We start from the raw sequence: 24502 nt of genomic DNA on the forward strand, positions 1-24502 counted from the left end.
AAACCCGCTCGACGGCGGGTATTGGTCAGGCTGTGCAGGTTACGCTGGGGCGACAGGCCACTCGATGACGTCCGGGTATTGCTGCTGATCCTGAACTCGGTTCAGGGCAACGCGATATTTTTTCCAGGCTTTGAGCAGCAGCACCTCCGCCTCCGTAGCTTCGTCCACATCTACGGCATCCTGAAGCGGCGCAACAGCGTAATCCGCGATTGCTCGAAGCCTCTGGACCTCAGCACGGGCGTAATCAAGCGGGCTACTGATGATCGGAGGTGTCGGCGGAATCTCTTCATGGGGCAGATCCGGAACCAGGACGTGAAGCGTGATCATTGTCTTGAGGTCGCAGGGTTCACCTCCCATCGTTACCGTTACGGTTAGAAGACCCTCGGTAAAATCGATACCGACCTGCGCGGAATGTTCAGAAGGATGCAATGAGTATCCCCACCCTTGATCAGTAGGTGGGAATGGCACCATGCCCTGGGTGCCCGTGATGCAGTAAACCCCCACGCCAGATCGGTAGCTGTCAACCTCATCGCTTCCAAGTGAGGTGATATCAAACATAGCGCCAGTCGCGCCCACAATATTGATTGCCGCTCTTGCCATGATCAGATCGCCTTGAGTGTGCCGTCTTGCGCACGAGTGGTGTTTTGGTTCGTATAAACAACGTTCCATGGGCCGGGAACGCCGTTGCTGTTGAACTGGCGATATCCCATTGTCGGGCTGGTCGCGCTGTTTGCGGCGATAACTATTTCGTTGAACAGAAGTCCACCCGTGTTCATGGTGATGCGTGACCCGCCAGAACCTGTCGATGGGGTCTGATCGGCGCCGCCGCCAGAGGTGACGCTGAACCCGACCGTGGATGGAGACGCTGAAACAGGTGCGGATACTGCGCCAAGGCCGTATGCACCTACAGGCATGACGTTGCCGGCGGCTGTCCCAACTGTGGCGGTTGCTGCTGATCCGAGACCAAGCCCAGCACGTGCATCCGCTTGCGTTGTGCCGCCGGTACCGCCCTTGTTCAGTGGCAAGATATCGTAATTGCCGGTAGTGCCCAGCGCCGCAAGCTTAGTACCGAACTGGTTGACCAGCGAGTTAAAGCCATCTGACAACAATTTGTCGTAGCCTTGCACTGGGGTTATTGCATAGGCAGCAGGGGAGTTTGTCGGGCCTCTATAGTTGGGGATAATGGAAAGCGCGGTATTACTTGCGATATTAGATACCTCGTACCATCCACCATCTGGCCCAAGGAACGCATCGCCTACCCGACAATTTGCAACAAACTCTGTACTGATCCCAATTACCACACTTGAGTTCAGCGTAACAGTTACTGCCCCGGTTCTATACCACGACATATCAATCTCCTAACAAAGGCTCAGCGTAATTTACTGAATGGTTTTTCCAACCATTACTGTTAAACCAGTAGCTACTGTATTACCGGCATTAGTTATGAGGCCTATCCTGATAAGCCTCGCTGGGTAGTCCCACATGGCAGCGATCTGCCTTGTGCCTATGCCAGACGTGCCCGAGACCGCCGACATAACAAAGTTATTGATCATAAAGTATTCGTCCTCCTCCATATTGAAAGGTGCGCTGAAATAACTTATTGATTGCCCCTGTCCGTCCTGACCGCTACCCGTGTACGTCCAGCTGTTACTTGACCTAACAAAAATAGCAGGAGGTGACGCGGAATCGAAAATGGGAGTGCCGGCAGAATTCCAAAATCGAGCGCCATATGACGCAAGTGGCTGCGTCACAAAGTTGGCGACAAACCATCGGCCGTTGGGTTGAATGGTGTACAGGTTAAACTGGCGCACCCTGAAGCCAGTCCAATTACCGGGAACGCCCAAAATTTCAAGGTTGCTCATCCCTATAATGCCATTGGCGCTATTAGGCCTTATAAATACAAGCGGCTGCTCTTGCGTCGTTATTGCGGCTGGAAACAAAGTTAGCGATGACGCACCGCTTGATTCATTAGCAACATACGTACCTTTGTACAGCGTGGACATCCGCGAGAACTCAGAATCAACCACAACCCTATTATCATCGCCAGCAGTAAGAAGAAAGCCATAGGAATCAGCCATTACTTAAACCTCACAACTGTAATTCGCTGCTGGAAATTAGTGAGGGCTGAGTTCCCGTAGGGGTCGCCACGTATTGGCCTCCAAACTCTGACGACGCCGCTTAGAATTTCAGGCTCAACTTGGGCATTATTAATTGTGCCTACTGCACCAATTGGTGTTGGGAATGCGGCCGCATTCTGAGGCGTTATGCCTGCCACAGCTATATCCATATACTTTGCCGTTCCCCACGTTGAAGGCGATATAACGGCTGTATAAACCACGCGCATCGTGAAAGACGTTTCATCCAGCTGCAGCCTGCCGGATGCGTCCCATACTCGCATCCCAGAACTCATTCGGTCAGGTCTCCTATTTGCACGCGCTTAACACCAGCTACATCCCAGAACCGCAACGACCGATTTGTCATCATCGATCTGCCCTGCCCCGGCACCACGCCGTTGATTTCAAAGGTTCCGTCGAAGAACAACTTCCAACCGGAAGTGCCCGCCACGTAATTGTTCGACTGGATGTAGTTGCCAATTTTTGCGTTAGTAATCGTCCCGTCCTGGATAAATGCAGAACTTATGAAGGTCTGCCCACCCGACACGGCGAACGGCGACACCGGCGAACCATTGGCGAGGTTCAGCAACATGAACGTGTCAGCCCTGACCACGAATTGCGACGACACACCGGATGGGTCGACCTGTAGGCCAAGACCAAACGAAGCGGCGTACTTCTGCCCACCAGAGGTGGTTTCCATCTTCACCGACCACAAGGTCTGCAATTTCCCGTTGGTGTTGGCCAGCGCTGAAGACGTCTCCTGAATGGCGGAGGTGTTCTGCCCGACAGTTGCTTCCAGCTTTGTCGTTTTCGTTGCCTCAGCCTCGATCGCCGTCGCCCTGACCTTGCTTTCCTGCACGATCGCCGCAGTGCTGGACCAGCCCTTCAGTGCATCTGCCTTCGCCCCACTACCACTGTCCTCGCGAGCAGAAGCCCGCAATGCATTGGTGGTGCTGGCTTGGGCGGTAACCAAGCCGTCCAGCTCGGTAATGTCGGTGGTGTTGGTGTTGACCTGCTGGGCCAGTCCGCTGACTGTCTCCACCGATTGACCCACGTCCAGCCAGTAAGTGGTGTTGGGCGGCGGGTTGTTGACAGGAACCTGCACCTTCGCCTGGTAGATGCGATCCGCCTCCACCACCATCTGCCCTTTTAGGTAGACCTGAGTGGGAACGTAGCCACCCAGGGCATCCAGTTCGTCGATCTGGTCCTGCAGGCCATCCAGTTCGGTGATGAGGTCCTGACCGAGTTGAGTTTTGCTGATCTTACCGGCCAGCATGTTGAGAATCGGCCCGGCGTCCGAACTTGCCTGGCCCATCACCCCATTGACCACCGGATAGAAAGGACCGATGTTGCCGGTACGGTCGACCAGGCGCGCCCAGAAGAACAGCGTGGCGCCCGCCAGCAGTTGCTGCATACGGTAATCGGCCTGCGGATATGCCAGGTCGGCCAGCTTCGTTGCCGCCGGCAAGCTGTTCGCCGGGCCATACCACAGCTCAGTGCGCTGGGTGTCCTCGGCACCAGCAGGGAAGCCCCATTTGATGCCGATGCCGAACAGTTCGCTGGTGGTGGTCAGGAACGACACCGCAGGTGGCAAGCCAACCTTCCCTTCCAGGTTGGTCAGCATGGAGTTTTTCCACACCGACGAGATTTCGAAGGCGCTGACTGCTCGCACTCGGGCCAGGTATGCACCCAAGTAGATGCCAGTGACATCCACGCTCGTCGAGCCCGTGCGCTGCACCTTGATCCAGTTCCCGTTGTCCTTGCGCCACTCCGCTTCATACGCAACAGCGCCAGTGACAGCGGGCCACGAGATGTTCATGGTGCTGATGGCAATGCCCTGGTTGATGGCATAGCTCGACGTGAGCGTGACGCTGGCCGGCGCGGGTACTACGGTGATAGGGATAACGCTAATCGGGCGCTCTTCCAGGCGCGCGCCGGTGTCGATGTGCGCAAACTTGCTCGGGTCGTACTGAACAGCTGATATTTCAAACACGCCAGGCTCTGGCCGGGCCACGCTCACCACGCGGTACAGCGGGATGGCCAGGTCGTCAGCATCCAGCGCCCACACCAGCTCAGGTTCAGGCGTAACCGAATAGGCCACAGTGACGGTGACCTGCCGGCCGCTGACCAGTTGCACGGTGCGCCCCTCGCACTTGCCGTCTGGCAGGTTGAGGATCAGTCGGTCGCCTGGTTTTGCCTGGGTGTCGCGGTCCAGAGTGATGACCTTACCGTTCACCGCCGAGATGCGCCCACCCACAGGTCGGCCGGCCAGCAGTTCATCAGCGATCGGGATCACATACCCAGGCAGCGGGATACGCCCGTCCAGGCCGACCTTGAAAGTAACCGCCCGGTCCTTGGAGTTGGTCAGTAGCGCCCACTTACCGCGGCGCTGAGCCTCGGATTCGCGGGTGCAACCGATGGCGCTGATCTCCAGCGGGTTATCGCCGTAGCGCCGCTGAAGTTTCTGGTCGGTCACCGCCGTGACGTCGGTGTCATAGTTGTTCAGCGGGTTGTCGTAGCTGACCAGGGCGCGGGTATAGCGGGTGCGCTCTGAAGCGCTTGAGTAAGTGAACTTCCCGTCGATCACGTTCGCGCGGGTGTAGGCGAAGTCAAAATCGGTTGCGCGCGGCATATCCGAAAGGGTGAAGACCTGGCCCTGGGCCCAGTAGGTCATGCCCCGGTAGATCGCCGAGATATCGCGCAGCAGCGACCAGGCATCAGCCTTGCTCTGCAGGTTCAAATTGCAGATGAAGCGCGGCTCCTGGCCGCCCTTCCCGTCCGGTACCAGTTGGTCGCAGTACTGCGATATCCGATACAGCTCCCACTTGTCGACCATCCAAGGCTTGATGCGGCGGCCAAGGCCGAAGCGGTCAGCGGTAGTAATGTCGTAGGTCATCCAGACCGCGTTGTCGGTCCAGGCCTGCTTGAAGGTGCCGTCCCACACTCCGCTGTACGAGCGCGCCACGGGGTCGTAATTGCTCGGTACCTGCACCTTCTTCAGCTTGGTCTCGACTGTTACGGCCGGAATGCTGCGGAACTGCTCGGCGGAGAACTCGATATAAAGCAGCGCGGTGTTCGGGTAGCGGATCTTCGCGTCGATCACCTCGGTAAAGCCGGCGATCTGCATGGTGTCCGAGATTTTGTTGTTGTTTTGGTTGATCGTCAGTCGTGTGATTCGCATCAGCCAGCCTGTGGTGGCTTTGGGTAGGTCGATTCGGCGAGTGCGCTCGTACACAGTCGTAGTCTTGCCATCCACAGCCTCAGACAGCACCTGCTGATAGGAGCCGCCGTCAGTAGCCACCTCGACTTTATATTCGATCCGGTAACCATTTATGTTGTTGGCCGCATCGACCGCCTGCAGTGCCGGCCAGGCAAAGCGAACACGCACGGCGGAAAGCTGGGTGTTGCTGATCGCCCGGACCCAAGGCGTACCGCTGCGTAGCTCAGTGTTGATGGTGGTTTCGTTCTCAACAGAAGGGATTCCCTGGATATAGGTCTGGTCCACCGCCCCGGTGCGCCATTCCCACTTCACGTTCGGGAAGTTCATGTTTCCTTGGGGATCTTGCAGCGGAGTGTTGTCGAGGTAGATGTCGCGCGCCGTTGGCGTACCTTCGAATTCACCCTCGCCAATAGCTATGAGCATCTTGGCAATAGCGACCGAGCGCAGGCTATCCGGGGCTTCCGTTGGAGTTTTCGGCTTCTCTTCGCCGCCCTTGGCGCCGTGGATATCAATCTTGCTTGCTGCGCCCATGCTTTCCTCCAGACAATAAAAAACCGCCTCATGGGCGGCTGCTGTGCTGCGGTTGATCGCTACATCTGGTCTTCGGCGTAAATAGCGGCGCTGATGATTGCGCCGCCTACGCGCCGCTTGCCGTAACAAAGTGGAACCGGGTTGCCGGATGCAGTGGTGTTCTTGGCACTGCCGAAGGCGTAGCCGGGGGTGTTCTCGGGCGCAGCGCTGGTTTTTAGGCCGCCGGCCTGGGGGCTCAACATCTGAATTACGCCACCGGCAACAAGGCCGATGCCCGCAGCGATCAATGGCGCGCCGAAAGGTGTGGCAATTAGAATGACGCCTACAACAATCATCACCGCCCCCACGATCGTTTGCAGCAGGCCTGCGCGCTTGCTGCCCGTGATGACGGGGACAATTCTGATTTCACCGCTGCCCCGATAGCAAAGTTCGTTCTCGCCGATATTTTTCTTCCCTCGGAAAACCGCGAACTCCAAGCCTCTCGACTTGGCGTTGGATAAAAATCGCTCGAACCCTGGAATCTGCACGCAAAGGGCTTTGATTGCCTCCGCTGGGCTGCGAACAGCCATCCTGTATTCCTTGCCAAACTGACGCAGCATTCCACCTAGCCGCACCGTTTCCAGCGGCGAGTAATCGATTGCGATTGCGGACATGATTTTCTCCAAGCAATAAAAAAGCCACCCGAAGGCAGCTCCAAGATCAACGACCTCAACGGCCGCCGTAATCAACGTAAGGGGCCAGGAAGAAACCGCCCATATCGCCACTGATACGAAACTGGCTTTCACCGCCCGGCTTAAGAGTCGCGCTGATGGTTCGGATTGCCGCACCAGCACAAAGCCCCGACTCTGCGAGCCCAGTGCCCAGGTTTACCGGTCCGGGCTCAACATAAAAACTGGCGCGCTGACCTGGCCCAATCTTCGCGGCACGGCGCCCTTCGATATATAGGACCAGATCGCAGCCTGAGCCAACGAAGCCGCCATCCCTGACCACGGTGATGCGGGATGTGGCATTCTGCGTCTTGCTTTGAAATGCGTAAAGCTCGTCACTCGGCACTGGTTTCGCATCTCGCGCAGACATCGGAGAAGTCGCACACCCCGCCAGCATCGCCACCACTACCGCCGCTATCAAAATTCGCATGTCATTCCCTTATTGGTTTGGCGGGACTGTAGCCCAGGCTAAGCTGCTGGACCAAGCAGACCTAACTGATCAGCGCTGATCTATTTCAATCTTCTGCGTGGGATCAGGGCTGTATTTTTGCCGCTTCAACTGCGGATCGCCCTTCGCCATACAGAAGAAATAAATCTCTGCCTCACCGCAGCCGCCGTGCAATGCGCACTCGCTGGCTTGCATGTGATCGAGCAGGATTTCTCGGCCTTGAGACTCGCAAAACACGTTCGCCTCTTTGAGCGCTTGCCCTTTCGCAGATGCAGGACCGCCGAAAGGAACACGGGTGGAAATCGTGTACGTGTCAGGCCCGACCTTGATCGGCCCGCTGTCCGCGCAGCCCGCAAGCATCGCAACAGCCAAAATCATCAGCCAAATTTTCATTGCTGTCTTCCCCAGGAAAGAGAGGACTGTAACCCGGACCTGTCCAGGCATCCAGTGTGGATGGAATGCCGGTGAACGCGAACGACAGGCGTTGAGCTGCAAAAGTTATTTTTTTGAAAGGTGCATCCACTTTGATCCCTGGCTCGTAGATTCAATACCCTCACTCGGAGGGCATAAGAGCCAAGGAGATACATCATGCACGCCTTTTACAAAAAAATTGCTGCTGCAGCCTGCTTCGCGATTCTCTCCGTTACCGCAACCATCAGCTTTGCTGCCGACGCTGTGATGGTCGGAGGCGCAGCGATGTACCCAAGCAAAACCATCGTTGAGAACGCGGTCAACTCGCAGGACCACACGACCCTCGTAGCAGCAGTCAAAGCTGCCGGGTTGGTTGATACGCTCAACAGCAAAGGCCCTTTCACCGTATTCGCTCCGACAAACGAAGCCTTTGCTAAGCTGCCAGCAGGTACTGTCGATACTCTGGTCAAGCCTGAACACAAAGCCGACCTGACTAAAATTCTGACCTACCATGTCGTGCCGGGCACTCACACATCGGCCCAACTGATGGCCGACGCCAAGAAGAACGGCGGTACCGTTGTGTTGAAAACGGTTCAGGGGGAGTCGCTGAATATTAAGCTGCACGACGGCAAGCTATGGGTTGTCGATGCCAAAGGCGGTAAGGCGGGTATCAGCATCGCAGACGTTATGCAGTCCAACGGCGTAATCCACGTTGTTGACTCTGTCTTGATGCCTTAAATGCTCGTGAACCCGGCAGGCGTGCAGTTTGCCGGGTGTTGAGGCGCGTATTTAGGTAGTTACTGTCAATTCAAGGAAGAGCTATGTCATCGCTACTGTTTTACACGGATGATAATGAAGCGATCGTAGTTACAGATACGCTTTTACACTATTCCATCGACACGCCCCCAGGCCGCGCGAGCAAAGCCATCGCGATACCCCACATGCGACTGATCATTGCCGCTACTGGATCGGCCCTTTTTTACAGTCGATGGATCGGACTTGTGAATAACCAGGGTTTTGCCCTCGATGTAGATACGGTCGACGCTCATTCGCCCCAAGAGCTTCAGGCCCTCTGGAGCGAACTGAATCGCCATGTCCCCGCCTTCCAAGACCAAACTGCAACGATCTATCACTTCGGGATCTCCGACGATTCTGGAAAAATCCATGGATTCGCTTACCGTTCTGTGTCGGATTTCAAATCCGAGCGTTTAGATTATGGGCTTGGCGTAAAGCCAGAGCTTATAGACATGGCGGGAATAGACTGGAATTCGTTCCCTGCGTGTGCGCCCGAAATCATGCGTGCACAGTCGCGACAGGAGGACCAAAAGCCCAGGGATCGCGTTTACATTGGTGGCACGACTGAGGTCACTCATCTAACGAAAGACGGATTTTCGATCTATTCGCTGGGCAGCTTGGACTGAGCTTCGTTATGCCTGAGGATCAGGCGCGTTCTGTCATGCCACGGGCCGCCGAAAACGATGATTTCGGACGGCCTGCCGTACAAATGGTGCAGCAGGAATGGACCCGGGCCGAACGCTCCCGAATCTTCCCCTGGTAGCGCCGGATCAGTGCCCAGATAGATCCCTGCATGGTTCGGGTGAACCGTCCGACCCACATGCATAACGATCAGATCGCCGCGCTGCGGCCGGTCGACGCGAACAAAGCCGGCGGCCTCGTAGTGCTGCTCGTACAGGCTCGCGCTCTCCGCGCTCTCCCACCAGCCGTCGGTGCGCTGGAAGACCTCAAATTCAAGCCCCCATTCCCGCTGGTACCAATCGGCGCAGACCTGCCAGCAGTCCCAAGCGCCATGCACGAACGGGCGATTGAGCAGCGGCGTGCTACCCGTAGGCATGATCGTGCGCATATCGCCCTCGGGCCACGACAAAATGTGCCAGGGTAGCGTCGTGGCCTCGCACATGGCCAGGTCGTGCGGTGAAGGCCTGCTGGTGGCATCTGGGTGGGAGTGCACGATGCCGATCACCTCGCCCAAGTCTTCCGCCGCAGCGTAGTCCTCGGGATCAAGCCGGAACTCTTCGTTCGGCTCCGTGGCAATATTCCGGCACGGGAAGTACTTCTGCGCGCGGCCGACGGCCAGCAGCAGGCCGCAGCATTCACGCGGATACTCCGCCGCCGCGTGCACCTGGATGGCCGCAATGATGTGCTTGCGCATGCTCAGCTCCGTGCTATCAGGGAAACGGCGGGGAATCCACCGAAGGAGAGTTCGTTGTTCTCGCCGAACCGCAACTTGCAGGACGACAGGCAGCCCTTGCACTGGTCCAGTGGCGGATCATCCGTAGGGTTGTCCTCGTCGTCGAACATAGCCGCGCCGGTGTAGCCGCAATCTGGCCCTCGGTAACCATTGGTCATTGCCCAGTGGCAGAAGGTCGTCATCTGCCGGCCGGGCAGGCCGTGGTTGTCGATCTCGCCAGGTGAAGACAGCTCCCAGACCACCGCCTCCCCGTCTTCGCTGGTCTTCTGGTCGATGTACCAGATTTCTAGCGCTTCCTGGGTCGGGTCAGCAGTCGGGTTGCCCTCGGGGAAGTTCACCGCATCCAGATACTTGGCCATCGTCTCTCGAACCGTCAGCTTGAACTTCAGCAGGTCCTCGAAAGCCAGGCACAGCGCTGTGACGCGCCCATTGATATTGCCAGCAGCGAAAGTGGGCCGGGAGGCGGTCCCGTCGCTGCTCGATGAGATGCCATCGATCTGCACAGGCCAGGCCGCGTACTCGGCGCCCTGCCACCAAATAGACTTGGCGGGCAGATCGTCTTCCGAATGCTCGTAGGCCAGCAGTTCCTCTGGCGTGTGCGGGATTGCGTGACCGTGGAAGCGCAGGTAATCGGCGCCGTATTCGGTCCCGTCGATTTCGAACAGGCGAATTTCGCCGCCGGGCTCCAGTTTCTGGATGTCCGTGATCAGTGCCATGGGCGGTTATCTCAGGGGTGGAAGGTTTGCTGGAAGGTGGCGGTGATGGCGTAGACCTGGCCGCCGCGGTGAATCGACTTGTAGCCGTTGCACTTGTAGAGGCCGAGCTCGCCAAGGGGCGGCTCCCACAGGAAGCCCTTCGCCCCTTTGTGTCGGTCGATGAAAGCCATGATGTCCTTGATTCGAGGCTTCAGACCGGTAAACGTCACCGGCCACGATTGCGATCGGTTGTTCAGGCCATCCTCCACCGACTGCTCATATCCATCGCCGAACTGCTTGGAGCGAACGCGCTGTGCAATATCGCCATCCGCGCCCTTCTCCGTTGCCCAGGTAAATCGTTCGATTGCCATCAGCGCCCCTTGATTGCTTTGTTGATGACGCCGCCTTGGCGCATGTCCTTCGAGCGCAGCTCTTGATACTTCTGCTCTACGAAGGTTGCCAGCTCCTTGCCGAACAGGTCATAGCCAGGCGCATCAGCGGTAGACGACGCGTTCCCGTCGCCATCGATATGCACCTCGACATTGATCTGCGTTGCGCCAGCCCCGCCGCCGCCCATCGCCATCACCCCCAACTTGCCGCTGGAAGTCCGGGTCAGCGGCATGATCGCCTCCTCCCCCGCCTCACCCATGACGCCGGTTTTGCCGTTGGCCATGCCGAACGCCGTGGGCTTGCTCACGATTGAGTTGGTGAAGGCGCCGCCGTCGGCGAACATCTGAACACCACCAGACCAGGCGCCGCCCATGGCTTGCGGGAAATACGTGCTCGAGTAGCCGGCTGAGGACGCGCCCAAGTTTGAGGACGTAGCCCCGGCAGATCCCGCTGCCAGTCCGTTGCCGCCGCCAGCAGCACTGCCGCCGAAGTAGCTTGCTGCAGCGCCCACCAGGCTACCCAGCAATGCCGAGCTGGCCTGTCGAGCAGCAATGCGCGCCATGTCGGCTAGGATCGATTTGGCGAAGTCAGAGAACGACGCCTTGCCGGTCATGGCAAAGTTGACGATTGAGTCCTCCATGGAGCTGAAGGCGTTGCCAAACAGGCTTTTGGTCTGGCCGGCGATATCCTTCGCCGAGTCCAGATAGTTTTCCCATGCGGCAGTTGCTCCCTTCGTCCAGTCGCCCTGGGCGTTCTCGACGTCAGCGTAGTTCTGCCGGATCTGGTCGGTCGCGGCCTTATTCGCGTCTGTGAGCGCCTGAGATTTCCGTTTGAATTCTTCCTCCGACATTTTCCGCGACGGGTCGGAGCGCTGGTTTTCCAACTCAAGCGACTGTTGAGCAAACCTGTCTTGCTGGCTGTTCAGCTGCCCGCTCAGTGCGTTCTGTCGGTCGCCCTGGCCGACACCCAATACGGCGCGCTGGCCTGCCAGCTCCAGGGCCCGCTGTTGCTGACCCAGCGCCTGCACGTAGGAACTGATTGCCCGCTCCTGCTTGGCGAGTCTCCCGGTCTCGTTGGTAGCCAGTACTTCAAGCTGACTATCAGCGTCCCTCTGCGCCTTGACCATGCCCGCGCGCGCATCGGCGATTTTCTGGTCCAGTTGAATGCTTTGCGCGGCCGAGGTGTCCTTCTTGGCCTTGGATGCTTCCAGGGCAGAGATTTCGGCCTCGTAGGCTGCCGTCACCTGATCAAGCTCGTTGCCGATCAGGGCCTGGCGACGAAGCAGGTAGTCTTCCTCGGATAGCAGGCCGGCTTTCTGCGCGGCGTCCAGCTCCTTCTGGTAGTTCTTGTAGGTATCGGTGATCGCCGCCAGGTCGTTTTTAGCGTTGTTGAAGCTGGTCAGGTCGATCTGGGTGCCGGCGGCTTTCGGATCCTTGAACTTGTCATTGATGTTGGAGATATTTTTATCGATAACCGCCTGGGCCAGGCGCGGATCGTTCGGCGCTACCTTGCGGATGTCGTCGAGCTGCTGCTTGTAATCCTTCAGGGCTTCGGCGCGTTTCTGTTCATTGGTTAGCGACGACTTGGTGAGCGCGTCCACCTTCTGCATCGAAGTGATCGCGGACTGTTGCGCCTTGGCACGCTCGCCCTCTTGCTTGGCGATGTCGGCTTCGGCGTCCCGCTGGTCTTCCAGCATATTCAGTTGATTGGTGTAGTAATCAACCATCACCTGCTTGTTTTGGAACAGACCCACATCGCCAGACTGAGCGCTCGCCAGGTCGCGGCGGGCCTGCTCTATATCGGCGCCGATATCCGGTCGGCCAATATTTTTGAGGTTGTCTGCAGCTCGCGCGACGGCGTTGTAGCCTTTCTCCCAGAAGCTCAGGTTCTCCAAAATCTTTGGAGTGCGCTCGTTGATGGCGTCGGCGTAGGATTCGGTCGCCAGCTTCACGGCCCCTGCGTGGTCGCCCTGCTCTTCCAGTGCGGCGATCTGCGAGTAAACCGAAGCAGTGAGGTAGTGATACTGCTCGTTCAGTGCAGCCGAGGCCTTCACCGGGTCATCGGCAAGCTTCACGAACTCGGCAACCGTCTCGCTCACCGCCTTGCCCGTGGCTTCCTGCATCGATACTGCGGCTTGGGTGATGCCGGTAAAGCTCTCGCCGGCGATCTTGCCGTTGTCTGCCAGCATCGCCAACACTTCAGCGGCCTGGCCTGTGGTGCCCACGGTAGCGCTGACCTGCCGCGCCATGTCGCCCAATTGCCCGGCGCTCACGCCAGCGTAATTGCCGGTGAGGATCAGCGACTTGTTATACCGGTCCTGCTCTTCGCTGCCCTTGTAGTACGCAACGGCCAGGCCGCCCACGGCAGCGGTAGCCAACGCCAGCGGAGCCAGAATGGCGAGCAGACCAGCCGCACCAGCGCTAGCACCAACACCCAACTGAGCGACGGCACGAACACCGCTACCCCAGTCGCCCGAAGACAACGCGTTACCGAGCTGAACAACATTTTCCTGGGCCTGACGGCTACCGAGGCGCAGCTTGTCGAAACCAGTGGCGGTTTTTTCGAGCTTTGCGTAGTCCTTGTCGATCTTACCCAGCGCGCTGTTGTACTGGTCCTGGCTGATTCGGCCCTCGTCGAGGTGCTTGCCGAGCTGCTCGACCTGATTGTCCAGTTTTGCCAGCGCCGCGCGGGCCGGGTCAATCGCCCCCAGCAGGCTGTTCAGCGCCTTCTGCTCGTCCATCGCAGACTTGGCCAGGGCGATCTGCTGCTTATCGAGCTGAGCCGAGATCTTCGCCGCCTCGGCCTCGCCATAGGCGCCGGTCTTGGTCAGCTTGGCGAGAGCGTCACGCTGCTTAGCTAGATCCTGGGTGGTTTTGGCGCTGGTGGACAGCGACTTTTCCAGCGCCTGCATTTCGTTCATCAGCGAGACGGCGGACTGCTCGGCCCGGCCGCCGGCCTTCGCCATTTCATCCAGACTCGTTTTCGCCTGGATTGCATCGGCCGAGTCGATCTTGACGCCGAGCTCTGCAATGTTCATCGACTCACCTTGAATAAGTGCCCGTGGTTACGGGCTGTTTTCCCTTTCCTCCGCCATGACGCGCAGGGCTTCGCCTTCCAGCACCTGAAGGTCTGGGAAGATTTCGGCGAGTTTCTTTTTCTTAATGCCGAGGAAGCCGGCCACGTCGCGGATGCAGCTGTAGTCGAGACCGATCGCGCCGCCGGCACCTGCCCGCCATTGGGTGGACATGCGATTGAACAGCAGGAAGGCTGGCCAAAGGCACGGCCAAACATCAAACTCTTCTTCCATGTCCTCTGCGTCCCAGCCGAAAGCCGCGATCTGCTCGGCATCCGGCGGGGACTCATACAGGGCGCGGGCGGCGCGGATCAGTTTCCCGTGCGAGCCTTGGCGAAAGCTGCCTGGTAAGCATCCACGACGGCCTCGGTCGTCCCATGACACGAAGTCACCAAAGCCTTGATGCTCTCGTCATCGAACTTGTCGTCGAACTCCCAGCCTACTACCAGATCCTTGATTTGCTGCATCTGGTTTTCGGTATCCACGGCAATAATTTCCGATACCGTTGGCTTTTCACCAAAGCGCTCATGGCCGTCCTTGCGCCGCTGATTCCACTCATCGAACAGGGCTGCCAATTCGATACGGTTTCGATACTTGAACGTGAATTCAACCTTCACTGGCTCCTGGCCAACGACGGGGATCATTACCGCGCCCAGAAACGTCGGCGCCTGGGCAATCTTGAATTTCGCCATGATTAAGCTCCGCCGCCTGCAGCAACAGGCGCGCGATACGCGGTGATCTCGGCGTTGATGGTGAAGCCGAAGGAGACGGCCGCGCCTTCGTTGCGCACCAGCGTCGGCGTCTTGTTAAAGGAAGCATAACCGGCGTAGTAGATCGTTTTGCCGTTGGGCAGCGACATACGCAGGATGCGTACTTCCTTCTCGCGGTCAGCCTTATCGAGCTCTTCGTACCAAGCCAGGCTGTCATCATCGGCCAGCTGGAAGGCGAAGGCTTGCGCGTTCTTGGTGGTCGGGATCTGCTTGTCGCGGCGCGCTTCGAGCGGCGCGTAAGTCCAATATTGCTGCTCGCCGCCAGACATGGAGTTGCCGATCACCTGGTTGACCGCTACCCAGCCGGTAACTTTCTTGGCAGTGCCGCCGCTGATGCCGTCCGGGAAGAAAGCAACATTGGATGTGTCGATGCCTTCCAGGGTAAATGCGCCAGCGGCGGCGTTGGATACCCGCACAGCGCGCTCGTTGATGTCCTCCCAGCCGGACGTGACGAGCAGAATGTCGCCATTCGCAAAGCCGTTTGCGGCGCTGGTGGCGACACCGGGGTTCGCGTTGCTGATTGCGGAGATCAGCTTGGCGGCAGCGAACCCGCTGGAAATCGAAAGCGTTGCCCCGTTGGGGAAATAGACAGACATGGGTTTTCCTCTATGCAGAAATGACAAAACCCGCTCGATGGCGGGTTAGGATTTGCCCAACGGGCGGATTATGGCGTGGTGTCGGACCGGTAAGAGAACGACAGAGGTACCGTATAGGCTGAATCGCCAGTAATGCCTGGGCCGACATCTACGGGAGTCATCGGCGTGACAACGAAGCCGTTTTTCACGTCGCGCACATACAGCGGGAATAGCGCGATGATCTCGGCGGCGATTGGGTTCGTCTTGGCCTTCCCGGTACCCGCCGGCGCGATGATGCTGACCTGAAACACGCCGGTGAACAGCCGGTGATCGCCGCCAAGCGTGTTGCTCGCCGTATCGCCCGGGATAGTGAAGGCTCGCAGGTAGGTCTCGCCCGCCGCCGGCGTGTAGGCCGTGTTTTCGAAAACGATCTTCAGCTTCTCCGACCTGGCAGCGTTCCAGGCGATGAGCTTGGCCTCGTAGATCGAGGCGATGATTGCGTGACTCATACCTGGTTGTTCCTAATGGCCTCCAGCACGATCTGCTGGAAGCGAGCCACGGTTACCCGGACCATACCGCCGGGAGCCTGGGTGGAATGACCGAACTCCAGCGGGATCGCGTAGGGCAAATTGTTGATGATGTAGGCCATCTGGCCGGCGGTGAAGTCGCTCATCGCAGCAACCAGCGATGCAGTGGTTTCGGCGCCGCTCGGGTCTAGCTCGTCAAAGGTGACGTTCTCAATCACGCCGAGCGAGATGTGCCAGTTCGCACGGAACCGGCCGCCGACATAGCCATCAGGCGCCTTGATGTCCATGCCGTCGTTGAGCTTGCGGCCCGGCTTCAACCTGCCCGCCTTTGTGAGGTTGGCAGGATCGCTACGCAGCGGGCTGTTGTGATCGTCGACGGCCTTGTTGTACTGGGTCGCCACGGCGTTCTGCGCCCAGATCTCCGGGTTACCCACGGGAGACATGCGAATCAGGCTGCTGCCGACCTCGATGATGATTTCACGGACGCTGGCGTCGATGGCTTCGCTGGTCTGCGCGGCGAACTCAGCCAGGCTCATGGCGAACCTGCCAGACTGTCCGGCGCCTGCCCGGCTCACGACCGCACCTGTAATTCATACAGGATAGGCGTGCCGGCGGGGTTCACCTCTTTCAGCGGCGGGACGATTGACCAGGTGCGGCCCTGGGCCACGACTTTGTCGAGCAGGCCCGGCACCCAGACCAAGCCCTGCGCGGCGATCTTGAGCTTCTTGTCGCCCTGCTTGATGAGGCTGTTGTTCTGGAATTCTTGGCCGGTAAAGTCGAGCAGGATGCCTTGGGCGGTTTGCTCGACGGTTGCGCCTGGAGCTTCACCACCCGTCTCCGGGTCATACTCGCCCGGCCCGGTCTTGCTGATGGTCACGGGCTTGCCGAACTCTGTGATCAGCTCCAGAGCCATCACGGCCATTTCGTCGTAGAAGGTGGCCATGATGTCCCCATTTAATCAAAGTTGTTTTGGATCCTGCCCCGCAATTTCCTGGCACTTAGCAATGTAAAACTCCAGCAATGCATCGGCATGCTCAGCAGCCCGTGCCGAAGCGTAACCTGGAGAAGATGACCCTTCCTTGCCAGCGAGAATTCCCGACAATGCCTGTCCGGCAAAATGCGCCCAAGCTTCCATCTGTGTCATGTTGATACTCCTTTGGATAAGTGATCAACGCTAACTCAGACCCGAACAGCAAACAACCCGCGCTTTTGTAGGTAGTCGGCAAACTGCGTAGCACTCGGTCGATCCGGAGCCGCTGGCAGCAGCCGGTTACTGGTGCTGGGGATGGCGGCGTACTGCCGCGTTACAGCTCCCTCAACACGGTCTAGCAACACTGCACCCTTGCGCTTCTCCACCGGGTCGATATCGTCCTGATGAATCTCAGCGGCCAGGGCCATCTGCCCGTACTGGATCCGCGCCGGCAGATAGTTGTTCGGCTTGATCTCCTGATCCAGCAGCACTTCCCGGCGCGGCCAGGACAGGGCCTGCTCGCTATTCGACTTGCGACCCTTCCAGGTCATGCCATCCATCACCAAGGCGGCCCGGCGCAGCAACGCTTCCTGCTCCGGGACGCCTGCAGGGAGGACCGTTCCGAATTTCACGGCATATATGGCCAGGTCCTCAGCGCTCGCGTAGCTTTCGGCGTCTGGCTTGCCGGTGCCGTCCTCAATGATGAGCATCATGCTTCAACTCGCTGGTATGGTTTGAAGATTGGCCGCCGGATCACCGACAGCCAGCAGTATTACTCCTTGGTCAGCTCGGCGAGGAGCTTTTCCAGGGATTCTTTGGAGGCGTTTGCCCGATACTGGACCTTGGCGTCGTCGAGCTTTGCTTTCAGCGCTGCGATTTCACCAGCCTCGTCCGTCGGCGGCGCGAGGGCCGCCTTCTTCAGCGCTTCAACCTCGCCGCGCAGTGCGTCGACAGTCAAGGCCAGGCCGTCACGCTCAGTGGTCAGCTCTCCAACCGAGGCATGGATGGTGCCCAGCACTTCAAACAAGCGCAGTGCCAGTTCGCCTGACTCTGGGCGGTGGATTTCGCCAGCCTCTAGGCCATCGATCAGCAGAACCATTGCGCCACTCTCGCTTTGCAGATCGGCAAGCACTTTGGACAGTTCACCAGATGCGATCGCCTGCGTGCCGACAACAACAGGCGCCGGTAACTCGACAATCTCAACGTCGACACCGGCATCTTCGTATGCCGTGACGATCTCGGGATAGTCACCTACCACGGTCACTGCCGTTGCATCGCGTTCAATACTGCGGAACAGGCCCGGGACGCGGTAACGCTTACCAGGCTCAAAGCCGTCAAGCTGGTTTGTATAAACGAGTTCCATCGGAATCTCCGTAGCGGCCATCGCTGGCCGCTTCCTGGGTTGATTATCAGCCGCCGACTGGTGGCGTGGTGGTGAGATTGATCATCACGCCAGCGGTGACCTTGTTGCTGTCCGAGTGCTTGACCCAGTTCGCAGCAGAGCCGACGGCGGCCAGAGTCGGGTTGGTACCGCCCGTGGTTTCCTTCCAGCTGTAACCCAGCACGTCGATGTTGACGGTGCCCTCGGCGCGGTAACCGATAGCCAGGTTTTCCTCGTCGTTCACGTCGTAAGAACGGAAACCCGGAGCCTGGGACTCGGTGATCACCACGGCATTCGGCAGCAGGCCGAAGATCGCATCCACTGGCGCCTTGTCGGTCACCAGCACCGGCTTGCCCAGAGTGCCAGGCAGGCCGCCGTAGATCACGACGCCCGCTTCTTCGTAGACCTTGTTCGCGATCGCTTCATCAACGATGTCGAAATAGGCAGACGAGTGCATGACCCACAGCGCAATGCGGCCAAATTTGTCGCCGAATTTGCGCATGCCGCGGGTCAGGGTCTTCTTGCCGTCGGTTTCGATGTTGGCAGACACCACCATTGCGGCGTTCGAACCGATGGCAGCCTTGAGCGCGCCGGTGGCGTACTCGATGAAGCCCTCGATTGTTGCATCAGCTACGTCGGCGCCGATGATCTGGGAGAACTCATCTACGGCACGGCCGCGACGCTTGAACGCCTCTTCAGTGGTCTGGTACGGGCCGTACTTCCACGGTGCCTTGACGCCTACAGCTTCACCAGCGCCGATTTTCTTGGCGGTGACCTTGCCGTCGGAGTTGACATCGCGATGCTCAAGACCCCCGCCGAGCTTGTAGAAAGCACGTTTTCGGAAGTCGCCTTGGATCAGTTCGTTGTCGAGGACGATCGCGCCGTTGGACGAGGCGTTGAACACGTCCAGATTATCCTGGATGCGCTCCAGGTAAGCAGTTTGCGCCTCATCGTTGTAGATGATCAGGTCGCTGTTGACAGTTGTAGCCATGGGTCTTTCCCCTTACTTGGGCAATGCGAGATATGCGGTTTGGCCGTGCTTGCGCTGAAAATTGCGCTTCTGCTCGGAGGTCATTTCGGAGCGCTTCGATGCAGCCTGGCCGCCGCCCCCGCCCGGGGCATGTGTCCCTGAAGCCCTTGGCCACAGGTGGGGTGCACTTTCGCGCAGAGACTCGGCCCATTCGAGCGGAGTCAGAGGGGTCTTGCCGTCTTTGCCGAGGATGGTCTGGCCATTCTCGTCAACAGCGACGGCTTCGCCCTCTTCGTTCAGTGAGAACACGCCTTTGGCGCGCAAGATGATGTCGTCGGTTGCTTCCGGCAGTGCGCCGGCTTTCAGTGCTGCACCGCGCACCGAGTCGCCCAGGACTTTGCCCTGGAACTTGGCGGCGAAGGCTTCAGCCTTTTCAGCGCGACCGGCGAGCGTCTTCAACTGCTTGTCATGCTCTCCACGCAAGCGCTCGGTGCGCTTATTGAAGACCTCGTCAACCTTGCCCTCAGTCAGCAGCTTGGTTTCCTCGTCCTGGCCAGCCCGACTGAGAAGACCTTTGACTGCGTCGATGTCGATACCTTCAAACTGAGTTTCGAACTGAGTCAGCTTGCCGGAGGTTTCCTTCAGCTTGCCCAGCAGCTCCGAGTTCTTGGTTTTCAATCCGGAAACGGATGCTTCAACGGCAGTCGCGATAGCGGCCTTGATTGCCGGGTTTTCCAGGTCGATTTCGTTTTGTTCTGCCACGTTGATACACCCCTTGGGTTTGGATTAGCCTGCCTCGCAGGCGAATGAAATCGCGTCCCTATTTCAGGGGCGATAAAAAATGGTGAAAGTTATGGCGCGGATGGACACAAGACTGGAAAGCGAAGGAGCTGAATTTCTTGTTCTAGGGCAATTGCTGATTCACAAAATCGCCGCTTACAAGACTTATACCAACATGCCTGGATACGACATCGTGGCTACCGACGCTGAGCAAAACTCTTCCGTTAGAGTTCAAGTAAAAAGCCGCTGGAGAACAGGTGCGACTGGATTCCCCATCAAAAACTTCGATTGTGAGTTTGTGGTCGCGGTATTCCTCAATCGCGGATCTCCAGATGGCAAAAAGCAACCTATCCCACCGCATTACTATGTCTTGCCAGTAGCAACGATCCAGGCGCTTCCTCGCTCGGAGGGTTGGAACAAGGTGGATCTGAAGCACTTACCCGAGCTTGAACAGTACAGAGAGGCGTGGGGCTTGATATCAGACGCCTTAGTATCAATTCGGGCCGACACCTGCCCTCTGGAATGCTAATGGTTCCAGTATTTTCATCTGCGCCAGAGTCAATGGCGCAAAGTTGCGATCAAGCTGCAGTTCCGCGAAGCGTTGAACACTCAAGCCACCCTCGCGAAACAGCTTGGCCCGCATAGGACCGATAGCCTCGTCCTGGAACGCGGCTGGCTGCTGCTGAAGCCAGTGGTAGTAATCAAGGTCAGCGCTGACCTGCTGTCCGCCATCAGCACCCACCGAGGCACGCGTTGCGCCCTTGGCGAACATCGCACTCAGCTTGGTCAACAGAATGAAGGTGGTGCGGCAGTTTGGATGGAACGGCGGTCGTGGGCCGGTATCCACCGGAAACTTTCGCTTGTCCATCGAGCGGCATGGCTGGCTAGTCTTGCTGTCCAGCGTGGCCACCATCTGGATCTCTCGCACGATATCCGTGTTCGCCTTGGCGACCTCCATGCGTGCCTGGGACGACACATGCTGAATCGCGGTGTGCACGACCGTACTGGCATTGCGGTTGGTGGTCGCCAGGATGCCGTCTTTGTACACTGCCGCCTTGGTGCCGCGAATGTTGCGGATGATCTGGAAGTTCGTCTGCCCTTCGAAGAAGCCCTGCCGGATGGTGCCGGTGACGCGTTCACGCTCAGCGCTGGTCCAACCCTTGATGAAAGCCTTCAGCAGCTTCCCACCACCGGTGCCGCGCACGCTGAGCGGATTTGTCAGCACTGCGGTACGGATTGCAGCGGCCGTCGGCGCGACCACATCCAGCGAAACGCCAACCGGCGCCGACCTGGCAAGGCTGGTCGCCTCGAACTCAGCCTCGTAGTTGGCGATATCCACCAGGTCGAGATTCAGTTGCGCGCTGTAGCGATCGAAGATGCCCAGCAGCAGGCTATCCACTTCCTTCAGCAACGCTTCAAGGCGCTTGACGTTGTACTCAGTGAGGTCCGACTGGGTGAGCCGATCCCGGATCGAGCGGTCAATCTCCTTGAGGAAGGGAGCGAACTTGCCAACCTCCCCAGCCTTCAGCTTTTCGAGGAAGACCGCGTGCCGGATCGTGGCATCAAGTACTGCCGGATTTACCGCCATTTGGTTTTTCCTCATCGTCCAGGCCTAGGCCATCGCCCTGCTCTTCCAGCTCGCCGTCGATCTGCTTGTCTGTGCGCTCTGGTGCGATCAGCCCAAGCTTTCGCAGGTAAGCCCGCAAGTCCGCCTTGGCGAATCCGCCGTTCTGCCACAAGCCAACCAAGGCCGTGATCATCTGCGGATCTGCAGTCAGTTCGACGAACTCCTGATTCACCTGGTAGGCGACCTTGTTGTCGGTGATGCCCATGTAGGTGCAGCACCACATGATGGCTCGTGTGTAGGCTTCGCTGACGTTCGCCACGCACCCGGCAAGAACTGATGTCGATGCCGACTGATCGCCGCGCGACTCGGTAGCTGTCTTGGTGGCAAGTGAAGCCACAACCATCCGCGCGCCCAGCTCAATCATCATCTGGTTCTTGTCGGCCATGGCCTCCTTGACCAGCGTGTTTGGCGTGGGCTGCGCGTAACCAAACGCGCCACCAACGGGCAGCATCATCGGGGCCCTGGAGCCGACGTAAATGCCGTTTTTCTCCATCCAGTCGCGCCAGGACTCGTCGAGTCCACTGATCCAAGGCTGAGTCTGCCCGCACCAGAACACGCTGTCTTCGTAGTCAGCGCTGTTCCGGTAATGGCCCAGGTTGATCATGGCGATATCGTAAAGCGGCGATTCGTCGATGCTCGGGTCGTTGTTCTGGGCACCAACGAAGGTAAACGGAATCTCCTTCAGCCGGCCGCCGGCACCCGTAGGCCGGAATTCTTCGGTAACCGCCAGTGGCCCGCCAGTCTCTGGCCCTGACCGGCGCCATACTCGACAAACGAAGCCGTCTTCCTCCAAGGCCAGTTCCCGGTACTGCTCAACCGTCTTGAAACCGAAGCCATCAGGGATTTCCGGCGATTCCTTCAGCACCACCAGCGTTAGCACGCTGTGACCGTTAACCATGCCTGTGCGCCAGTTGATGATTTCTTCGGCGCAGTAAGTGAGGATCACCGCGTGCCCGCCGATACCATCATCTTGGTGATAGTCGACGTACAGGCCATGCCGGCCAGCCTCGAGCACCTTCTCCAGCGTGCCCTGGGAGTGCTGATAAATGCTCACCCCGGAGCCGTTGGCGTTGTCCTGCAGGTACTCCAGCTTCTTCGGCACCTTAAGTGTCGGATCTTTGTGGAACGCCAGGCCGAGCAAACCGTTTCGGGTGTGGCCTGTGGCGTTCTTGAACACCGCGCGCTCGCGGTAAGCCCGATTCCGGTCCTGATTTTCCGGCGACTTGTCGTGCGCATTGATGTACGGCAGCCGATCGACAACCCGGTGCTGGCCGGCGCAGACGTCGCGAACGGTCGCCCAGCGGTCCAGCACTGCCGTGTATTCCGCCCGCTTGAAGGAGACGTCGTTGCTCATCGGGCGTATCCCATTTTGATAGCGGTGACCGGTTTGATGATCGGGTACTCGCGGTGGATGAAGTAGCCGCCAGCGTCGTTCGCGTGATCGATGCCGGCGGTCTTGTCTGGCTCCCCGTTCGCCCCCCACACCTGCTGCTCCAGGCCGTCGGCGTAGGTTGGGCATGTGAACGGGTTGACCAGGTAGCGGCGCTCGCCCTGCGCATTGCAGAAGACGGCGTTCATTGCGTTGATTCTGTCCTTCACTGGCGGGTTTGCCGCGGGAGCGATGACCGCGAACCCGGCCTGCTTGAGCATGGCAAGGTCGGTGATGCTGGCGTTCACAGACTTGCGAGAGTCGCCCGAGGCATCCGGGTAGATCCTGATCTCGCACGTCTTCTTGAAGTCGTTTCCATCGTGCTGCCAGTACCGCTCTTTGATGCGGCGGATCATGTCGGGAGTGTCGTAGCCGTCGATGAGCTCATCCACCGCCCTGGGCAACCCCTGGTCGCGTTTGACGTGAGTGATCGCCGCCATCTTGCCGACGTTGAAGTCCATCCCGATGAATAGCGGCTCGCCGGGCTGCACGGTATCGAAGCATCCGTTGAGCTTGCGGTCGTAGGCCGTGTAGATCGTGCCGGACGTCAGGTTGACGAACTGGCCTTTGAGATACGCCATGATCAGCTGTGGCGGATACGACTCCATCAGCGAAGCGATGTAGTCATCCGGCAGGTTCAGCTCGTTGTCGAAAGTGCTGGCCTGCACCAGGCCATACATCTCCTTGAGCGAAGGCTTGTCGCGAAGCTGCTTCACGAACTGCAGGAAGACGAACTTGAAGCCTTCCGGCGTCGTGGTGACGTCTACCCCGTTCTTCAGCCCGGGCAGGTTGTAGCGCATCCGGGCGATGATCTTGCGCCAGGCCTGCTGTGCCTTGATGGCGGTCAGCACGTCCAGCTCATCCACCAGGGCATGGCCAATCTTGAAACCGACAATCGTCTGCGGCTTCTCCATAGATCGGCAAATCACAGTGCCGCGGTGCTGCCGGCCGCTGTAGATGTGAACCTCATGGTTCGCCTGGTTGATCTTGGTCTTCAGTCCCCAGTCGTAGGCCACCTCATCCATCGTCGGATAGAAGATGTCCCGAATCTGCGGGTAAGTCGGTGCGAAGTAGCCAGCGTTGACGCCAGGCCACTCCATGAAGTGCTTGCTCAGCGCCGAGCATCCCACCCAGGTCTTGCCTGAGCCGAACCCGGCAACGAACGCACGGAACTTGTGGGGTAGCGTGAGGAACTGAGCCTGTGGAACATTAAGGCTCGGCATTCGACTTCCTCGCATCCACTACATCGACCTGGATGCGGGTCGGGATCACTGGCTCGTCGCCGGCTTCTTCCTTCCTGGCCCGGTTGACGTAGATGTCGCCGGTTTCCTTCGCAGCCTGCTCGAGGATCTGCATCGCCAAGCCGATGTTCTTCATCGACTCGGCCCTCTCCACGAAACGGTTCATGGCGCGAAGGCGGACGGCGCGGTTGGCAATCGGGATATCAGCTGTCTCTTCGCGAAACCGCTTCCGGGTATCGTGGAACAGGGTCACCCACTTCTTCGCCAGATCTCGCCCAGCGCGCTTGGTAGGGTCTTGAGCCTCGCACTGTTGACGGGTCACTTCTAGACCGAATTCCTCTCTGACAGCTGCCGCAACCTGGGATGGTGTGTCGAAGCACGCCAAGGCCTGAACCATGAAGCCTTTCACCTCATTGTTCAGGGCTGCCATAGGG

The 24502-nt window shown here is 58.6% G+C and carries 29 protein-coding genes; 3 read left to right on the top strand and 26 right to left on the bottom strand.

Annotation, left to right across the window (positions count from 1 at the left end; translation table 11 throughout):
- Positions 1–39: 39 nt before the first annotated feature.
- The 7 genes from C4J94_RS28005 to C4J94_RS14160 all read right to left on the bottom strand — a co-directional run bounded on the left by C4J94_RS28005 (position 40) and on the right by C4J94_RS14160 (position 7413).
- Positions 40–600, bottom strand: coding sequence for a tail fiber assembly protein (locus tag C4J94_RS28005; RefSeq protein WP_124386735.1), 561 nt, complete (start codon positions 598–600; stop codon positions 40–42).
- A 2-nt stretch (positions 601–602) separates the two neighbouring features.
- On the bottom strand, positions 603–1349 hold the full coding sequence (locus C4J94_RS28010; RefSeq protein ID WP_124386736.1) for a hypothetical protein: 747 nt from the start codon (positions 1347–1349) through the stop codon (positions 603–605).
- 30 nt (positions 1350–1379) lie between these two features.
- Complete coding sequence (locus C4J94_RS14140; RefSeq protein WP_124386737.1) at positions 1380–2078, bottom strand: hypothetical protein; 699 nt, start codon at positions 2076–2078, stop codon at positions 1380–1382.
- 328 nt (positions 2079–2406) lie between these two features.
- A complete protein-coding gene (locus tag C4J94_RS14145; RefSeq protein WP_124386738.1) occupies positions 2407–5865 on the bottom strand; it encodes a host specificity protein J in 3459 nt (1152 codons plus the stop codon).
- Positions 5866–5924: 59 nt separating this feature from the next.
- Complete coding sequence (locus C4J94_RS14150; RefSeq protein ID WP_124386739.1) at positions 5925–6518, bottom strand: tail assembly protein; 594 nt, start codon at positions 6516–6518, stop codon at positions 5925–5927.
- A gap of 55 nt (positions 6519–6573) precedes the next feature.
- Complete coding sequence (locus C4J94_RS14155; protein WP_124386740.1) at positions 6574–7002, bottom strand: hypothetical protein; 429 nt, start codon at positions 7000–7002, stop codon at positions 6574–6576.
- A 69-nt stretch (positions 7003–7071) separates the two neighbouring features.
- The gene (locus tag C4J94_RS14160; protein ID WP_256657522.1) at positions 7072–7413 is read right to left on the bottom strand and encodes a hypothetical protein; all 342 of its coding nucleotides are present in this window, start codon (positions 7411–7413) and stop codon (positions 7072–7074) included.
- A 195-nt stretch (positions 7414–7608) separates the two neighbouring features.
- On the opposite strand from C4J94_RS14160, the gene C4J94_RS14165 reads away from it, so the two are divergent.
- Positions 7609–8169, top strand: coding sequence for a fasciclin domain-containing protein (locus tag C4J94_RS14165; protein WP_124386741.1), 561 nt, complete (start codon positions 7609–7611; stop codon positions 8167–8169).
- Positions 8170–8252: 83 nt separating this feature from the next.
- Complete coding sequence (locus C4J94_RS14170; RefSeq protein WP_124386742.1) at positions 8253–8852, top strand: hypothetical protein; 600 nt, start codon at positions 8253–8255, stop codon at positions 8850–8852.
- Here the strand turns inward: C4J94_RS14170 and C4J94_RS14175 are convergent.
- From C4J94_RS14175 to C4J94_RS14245, 15 genes are all read right to left on the bottom strand, one after another.
- Positions 8828–9601, bottom strand: a complete 774-nt coding sequence (locus tag C4J94_RS14175; RefSeq protein WP_124386743.1) for a C40 family peptidase — start codon at positions 9599–9601, stop codon at positions 8828–8830. The two genes, C4J94_RS14170 and C4J94_RS14175, sit on opposite strands and share 25 nt — an antisense overlap.
- A 2-nt stretch (positions 9602–9603) precedes the next feature.
- On the bottom strand, positions 9604–10356 hold the full coding sequence (locus C4J94_RS14180) for a phage minor tail protein L (protein ID WP_124386744.1): 753 nt from the start codon (positions 10354–10356) through the stop codon (positions 9604–9606).
- Between the two features lie 11 nt (positions 10357–10367).
- The gene (locus tag C4J94_RS14185) at positions 10368–10706 is read right to left on the bottom strand and encodes a phage tail protein (protein ID WP_124386745.1); all 339 of its coding nucleotides are present in this window, start codon (positions 10704–10706) and stop codon (positions 10368–10370) included.
- Positions 10706–13762: a phage tail tape measure protein gene (locus tag C4J94_RS14190; protein WP_124386746.1), complete on the bottom strand. Its 3057-nt coding sequence runs from the start codon at positions 13760–13762 to the stop codon at positions 10706–10708. Before C4J94_RS14190 ends, C4J94_RS14185 begins: the two co-directional genes overlap by 1 nt.
- Before the next feature lie 27 nt (positions 13763–13789).
- Complete coding sequence (locus C4J94_RS14195) at positions 13790–14113, bottom strand: DUF1799 domain-containing protein (protein ID WP_372240899.1); 324 nt, start codon at positions 14111–14113, stop codon at positions 13790–13792.
- Entirely contained in the window at positions 14110–14490 is a 381-nt protein-coding gene (locus tag C4J94_RS14200) for a phage tail assembly chaperone (RefSeq protein WP_124386748.1), read from the bottom strand. Before C4J94_RS14200 ends, C4J94_RS14195 begins: the two co-directional genes overlap by 4 nt.
- A gap of 2 nt (positions 14491–14492) precedes the next feature.
- On the bottom strand, positions 14493–15164 hold the full coding sequence (locus C4J94_RS14205) for a phage tail protein (protein WP_124386749.1): 672 nt from the start codon (positions 15162–15164) through the stop codon (positions 14493–14495).
- A gap of 68 nt (positions 15165–15232) precedes the next feature.
- Complete coding sequence (locus tag C4J94_RS14210; protein WP_124386750.1) at positions 15233–15652, bottom strand: phage tail terminator-like protein; 420 nt, start codon at positions 15650–15652, stop codon at positions 15233–15235.
- Positions 15649–16245, bottom strand: coding sequence for a hypothetical protein (locus C4J94_RS14215; protein ID WP_124386751.1), 597 nt, complete (start codon positions 16243–16245; stop codon positions 15649–15651). The genes C4J94_RS14210 and C4J94_RS14215 overlap by 4 nt, the downstream gene beginning before the upstream one ends.
- Positions 16242–16613, bottom strand: a complete 372-nt coding sequence (locus C4J94_RS14220; protein ID WP_124386752.1) for a hypothetical protein — start codon at positions 16611–16613, stop codon at positions 16242–16244. Before C4J94_RS14220 ends, C4J94_RS14215 begins: the two co-directional genes overlap by 4 nt.
- Positions 16614–16628: 15 nt before the next feature.
- Positions 16629–16814, bottom strand: a complete 186-nt coding sequence (locus tag C4J94_RS14225) for a hypothetical protein (protein WP_124386753.1) — start codon at positions 16812–16814, stop codon at positions 16629–16631.
- A gap of 35 nt (positions 16815–16849) precedes the next feature.
- On the bottom strand, positions 16850–17353 hold the full coding sequence (locus C4J94_RS14230; RefSeq protein ID WP_164485582.1) for a DnaT-like ssDNA-binding protein: 504 nt from the start codon (positions 17351–17353) through the stop codon (positions 16850–16852).
- A gap of 59 nt (positions 17354–17412) precedes the next feature.
- Positions 17413–18003: a hypothetical protein gene (locus tag C4J94_RS14235; RefSeq protein ID WP_124386754.1), complete on the bottom strand. Its 591-nt coding sequence runs from the start codon at positions 18001–18003 to the stop codon at positions 17413–17415.
- A gap of 46 nt (positions 18004–18049) precedes the next feature.
- Positions 18050–19012, bottom strand: coding sequence for a major capsid protein (locus C4J94_RS14240; RefSeq protein WP_094988698.1), 963 nt, complete (start codon positions 19010–19012; stop codon positions 18050–18052).
- Positions 19013–19024: 12 nt separating this feature from the next.
- Positions 19025–19753 carry a hypothetical protein gene (locus C4J94_RS14245; protein ID WP_124386755.1) on the bottom strand — a complete coding sequence of 243 codons (729 nt, stop codon included), beginning with the start codon at positions 19751–19753 and terminating at the stop codon, positions 19025–19027.
- Positions 19754–19832: 79 nt separating this feature from the next.
- On the opposite strand from C4J94_RS14245, the gene C4J94_RS14250 reads away from it, so the two are divergent.
- Entirely contained in the window at positions 19833–20300 is a 468-nt protein-coding gene (locus C4J94_RS14250) for a hypothetical protein (protein ID WP_256657523.1), read from the top strand.
- Here C4J94_RS14250 and C4J94_RS14255 read toward each other — a convergent pair.
- From C4J94_RS14255 to C4J94_RS14270, 4 genes are read right to left on the bottom strand one after another with little or no spacing between them, the layout of a single operon-like run.
- Positions 20265–21359 (bottom strand): phage minor head protein, encoded by a 1095-nt coding sequence (locus C4J94_RS14255; protein ID WP_124386757.1) that lies wholly within the window; start codon positions 21357–21359, stop codon positions 20265–20267. The genes C4J94_RS14250 and C4J94_RS14255 overlap by 36 nt on opposite strands.
- Positions 21334–22752 carry a DUF4055 domain-containing protein gene (locus tag C4J94_RS14260; RefSeq protein WP_124386758.1) on the bottom strand — a complete coding sequence of 473 codons (1419 nt, stop codon included), beginning with the start codon at positions 22750–22752 and terminating at the stop codon, positions 21334–21336. Before C4J94_RS14260 ends, C4J94_RS14255 begins: the two co-directional genes overlap by 26 nt.
- On the bottom strand, positions 22749–24050 hold the full coding sequence (locus C4J94_RS14265; protein ID WP_124386759.1) for a terminase large subunit domain-containing protein: 1302 nt from the start codon (positions 24048–24050) through the stop codon (positions 22749–22751). Before C4J94_RS14265 ends, C4J94_RS14260 begins: the two co-directional genes overlap by 4 nt.
- The gene (locus C4J94_RS14270) at positions 24037–24498 is read right to left on the bottom strand and encodes a DUF2280 domain-containing protein (protein ID WP_124386760.1); all 462 of its coding nucleotides are present in this window, start codon (positions 24496–24498) and stop codon (positions 24037–24039) included. The genes C4J94_RS14265 and C4J94_RS14270 overlap by 14 nt, the downstream gene beginning before the upstream one ends.
- Between the last annotated feature and the right edge of the window lie 4 nt (positions 24499–24502).

Source organism: Pseudomonas sp. R5-89-07 (assembly GCF_003851685.1).
In the GTDB taxonomy this organism is placed as follows: Bacteria; Pseudomonadota; Gammaproteobacteria; order Pseudomonadales; family Pseudomonadaceae; genus Aquipseudomonas.